Raw genomic sequence first — 2,989 nt, 5'->3', positions numbered from 1 at the left:
CCCGCGCGGCCGCCCTCCGGTTCTCCGGCGGCCGCGACTCCCCCACACCTGTTCGGTCCGACAGCAGAAAGGTAGGTCCGGCCCGGGGCAATCCATCGGTCACATGCCTGGCTGCCACCTGAACGAGTGAACCGGGGTGACCTTGTCCCGATCGCGGCGTTAACGGCGGCCGATCACCGGGTGTCCGTCGTGCCCCCCGTCGGGCCCCGCCGTCGGGCGGGTCGGTTCGTCGAGGAGGCGGGCGTCAGGCGCGCTGGAGCAGTTCGCGCACCGCGCGGGCGACGGCGTCGGGGTGCTCCAGCATGGCGACGTGCCCGGACTCCGGGAGCACCAGCAGCCGGGAGTCGGCGAAGGCCGCGCAGGCCCGCCGGGCGGAGCGGTAGGCGACGAGCTTGTCGCGCAGCCCGTACACCAGCAGGACGGGGGCCTTCACCCGGGTGGCCTGGCGCCAGAGCGCCTGGTCGCCGCGCTCGGTGTAGGCGGAGACGATCCCGCGCGCCGAGCCGGCCAGCGCCCGCGTCGCGTAGGGCAGCTCGACCCGCCGCCGGTACTGGGCGAGGGCCTCGGCGCGGGTGGCCGCGGGGAGGCCGTCGGGGTCGCCGTAGACCAGCCGGAGCAGGTCGTCGGTGACCTGCTCGGGGCCGCGCCGGCCGGCGGGCAGCCGGCGCAGCAGCGCGGGCAGGCCGGGGACGGCGAGCAGTCCGGTGGACCAGGCGGTGCGCTGCGGGGGCAGTTCGGGCAGGGCGGGCGAGACCAGGGTGAGGCTGCGCACGAGGTCGGGGCGCAGGGCGGCGAGCCGCACGGCGACGGCGCCGCCGAGCGAGTTGCCGAAGAGGTGGACGGGGCCGCGGCCTGTCGCCTCCAGGTAGCCGATGACGGCCCGCACGTGCCCGGACAGGCCGAGGTTGCCGTCGGCGGGCGGGGCGGAGGCGCCGAAGCCGGGGAGGTCGAGGGCCTCGCCGTCGAGCTCTCCGGTGAGCCGGGCCATCAGCTCGGTCCAGTTGGCGGCGGAGCCGCCGAGCCCGTGCACGAACAGCGCGGGGGCCCGGCCGTCGCCCGCGGTGAGGTCCCCGGCGGGCCGGTGCACGGCCAGCGCCGCACCGGGCACCTCGACGGTGCGCAGCGGGGCCTGGGCGGCCGGTTCCGGGAGTATCTGCTGCTCAGCGCTGTCCATGGGGGACGATGGTAGTGAGCCGGTGCCGTCGTGGCCCGCGGGCCGCCCGGTGCCAAGGGGCCCCCATTGCCCGGTGCTCGGCACTGCCGACGGCCGTGGTGGGCGCCGTATTGTGGGCTCCTGACAAGGGGGATCGCCGCTTTTATCGTGCCTGGCAAGCGCGAACGCGGTTACCCGAAAGTAGAATCGGTCATCTTGCCGACCCCGTACGACCCGTGAAGTGAGGAGCGCCGTGACGGCCATCCAGGAGGCGCAGGAGCGCCCGCGCGGTGCCCGCCTGCCGCGAAGCGCCCGCCGTGAACAACTGCTCGGTGCCGCCCAGGAGGTGTTCGTCGCGCAGGGTTACCACGCGGCCGCCATGGACGACATCGCCGACCGCGCCGGAGTGAGCAAGCCGGTGCTGTATCAGCACTTCCCCGGGAAGCTGGAGCTCTACCTGGCGCTGTTGGACAAGCACTGCGACGCCCTGGTCGACTCGACCCGCGAGGCGCTGGAGACGACCGCCGACAACAAGCAGCGGGTGGCCGCGACGATGGAGGCGTACTTCAACTACGTCTCCAGCGAGTCCGGCGCGTTCCGGCTGGTCTTCGAGTCGGACCTCACCAACGAGCCGGCGGTGCGGGAACGGGTCGAGCGGGCCGCCGAGGCCAGTGCGACGCTGGTCAGCAAGGTGATCCAGGAGGACACCGACCTGCCGGAGGCGGAGTCCAAGCTGCTGGCCGCGGGCGTCTGCGGGCTGGCCCAGATCACCGCCCGGTACTGGCTGTCGCAGGGCCTGGAGATTCCGCGCGACGAGGCGGTCCGGCTGGTCGCCAGCCTGGCCTGGCGCGGTCTGAAGGGCTTCCCGATGCACCCGAACACCGAGTCGCCGGAGGGCCCTGCCGCCGGCCGGTGATCCACTGACCTTCTCCGGGGTGCCGATCCGGTGCTCTATGGTGAAGCCGTACGGCGCGGTCGCCGGGCCCGCTTGTCCCAGGCGGTACGGCACCGCGCGTGGATGGCTGCAACCCCGGAGGGACGGAAGCCGTGGAGGTCAAGATCGGCGTGCAGAACGCGCCGCGCGAGATCGTGATCGAGAGCTCGCAGACTGCCGATGAGGTCCAGAACGCGGTCGTGAAGGCGCTGGAGGGCACCGAGAAGCTGTTCGCCCTGAGCGACGAGCACGGCCGTCGCATCATCGTCCCGGCCGACCGTCTGGCGTACGTGGAGATCGGCGAGTCGGCCTCGCGCAAGGTCGGCTTCGGCACGCTCTGAGCCACGGGCCTCGCCCGGTGCCCCGTTCCCTCGGCCGAGGGGACGGGGCACCGTCGTTTCCGGGGCGCCGCGTCGTTTCCGGGGGCGCCGCCGTGGTGGGCCGGGGCGCCCGGCGCGGACGGGGCCGGGTGTACGGGTGAGGCGGCCGGGGTACGGCGACAGTGCGACCGGCCGCGCGCCGGGCGCCCGTACCCCGGGGAGGCATCCTTGTTGGTCGAGACGTTCGCCTTCGCGCTCGTCGGCGTGGTCGCCGGCGCCGCCGCGCTGCTGTCCTGGCCGGCGTACTTCCCGGCCGGGCGGGCGCTGACGCTGGGTACGGCGGTGGGTTCGGCGCTGCTCTCCGGGGTGGTCGCGCACTTCGCCCTGGACGGCCGGTACCCGGCGGCGAGCATCGCCGTCTCGGCGGTCGCCTCGGCCCTGCTCACCTCGGTGCTGGCCCGCCCCGACCTGGCCGCCGGACGGGCCCCGGCGCACCGCCACCGTCCGCAGCGGGAGGGGGCGCACCGCGCGGGCGCGCACCGGCGCCACCGGCACGCCTGAGCCGCCCGTCCGCGCCGGGCG

General features: G+C 74.9%; 4 protein-coding genes. 3 read left to right on the top strand and 1 reads right to left on the bottom strand.

Annotated elements, in window-relative coordinates:
* Positions 1–244: 244 nt before the first annotated feature.
* Positions 245–1,174, bottom strand: coding sequence for an alpha/beta fold hydrolase (locus ABD308_RS17300; protein WP_344335298.1), 930 nt, complete (start codon positions 1,172–1,174; stop codon positions 245–247).
* A 232-nt stretch (positions 1,175–1,406) separates the two neighbouring features.
* Here ABD308_RS17300 and ABD308_RS17295 point away from each other — a divergent pair, with 232 nt between their 5' ends.
* The 3 genes from ABD308_RS17295 (at position 1,407) to ABD308_RS17285 (ending at position 2,968) form a co-directional block, all read left to right on the top strand.
* Entirely contained in the window at positions 1,407–2,069 is a 663-nt protein-coding gene (locus ABD308_RS17295; RefSeq protein ID WP_344335296.1) for a TetR/AcrR family transcriptional regulator, read from the top strand.
* Positions 2,070–2,200: 131 nt separating this feature from the next.
* Complete coding sequence (locus tag ABD308_RS17290) at positions 2,201–2,428, top strand: DUF3107 domain-containing protein (RefSeq protein WP_344335294.1); 228 nt, start codon at positions 2,201–2,203, stop codon at positions 2,426–2,428.
* Between the two features lie 207 nt (positions 2,429–2,635).
* On the top strand, positions 2,636–2,968 hold the full coding sequence (locus ABD308_RS17285; protein ID WP_344335291.1) for a hypothetical protein: 333 nt from the start codon (positions 2,636–2,638) through the stop codon (positions 2,966–2,968).
* Positions 2,969–2,989 lie beyond the last annotated feature (21 nt).

It is taken from the genome of Kitasatospora putterlickiae (genome assembly GCF_039527695.1).
Classification (GTDB): Bacteria; Actinomycetota; Actinomycetes; order Streptomycetales; family Streptomycetaceae; genus Kitasatospora; species Kitasatospora putterlickiae.
The sequence above is the reverse complement of the archived record's forward strand: the minus strand, read 5'-3'. Positions and strand labels throughout refer to the sequence as shown.

What these genes read in the sequence shown, in the direction of transcription:
- ABD308_RS17300 (WP_344335298.1), bottom strand. Translation starts at nt 1,174, where the DNA reads ATGGACAGCGCTGAGCAGCAGATACTCCCGGAACCGGCCGCCCAGGCC.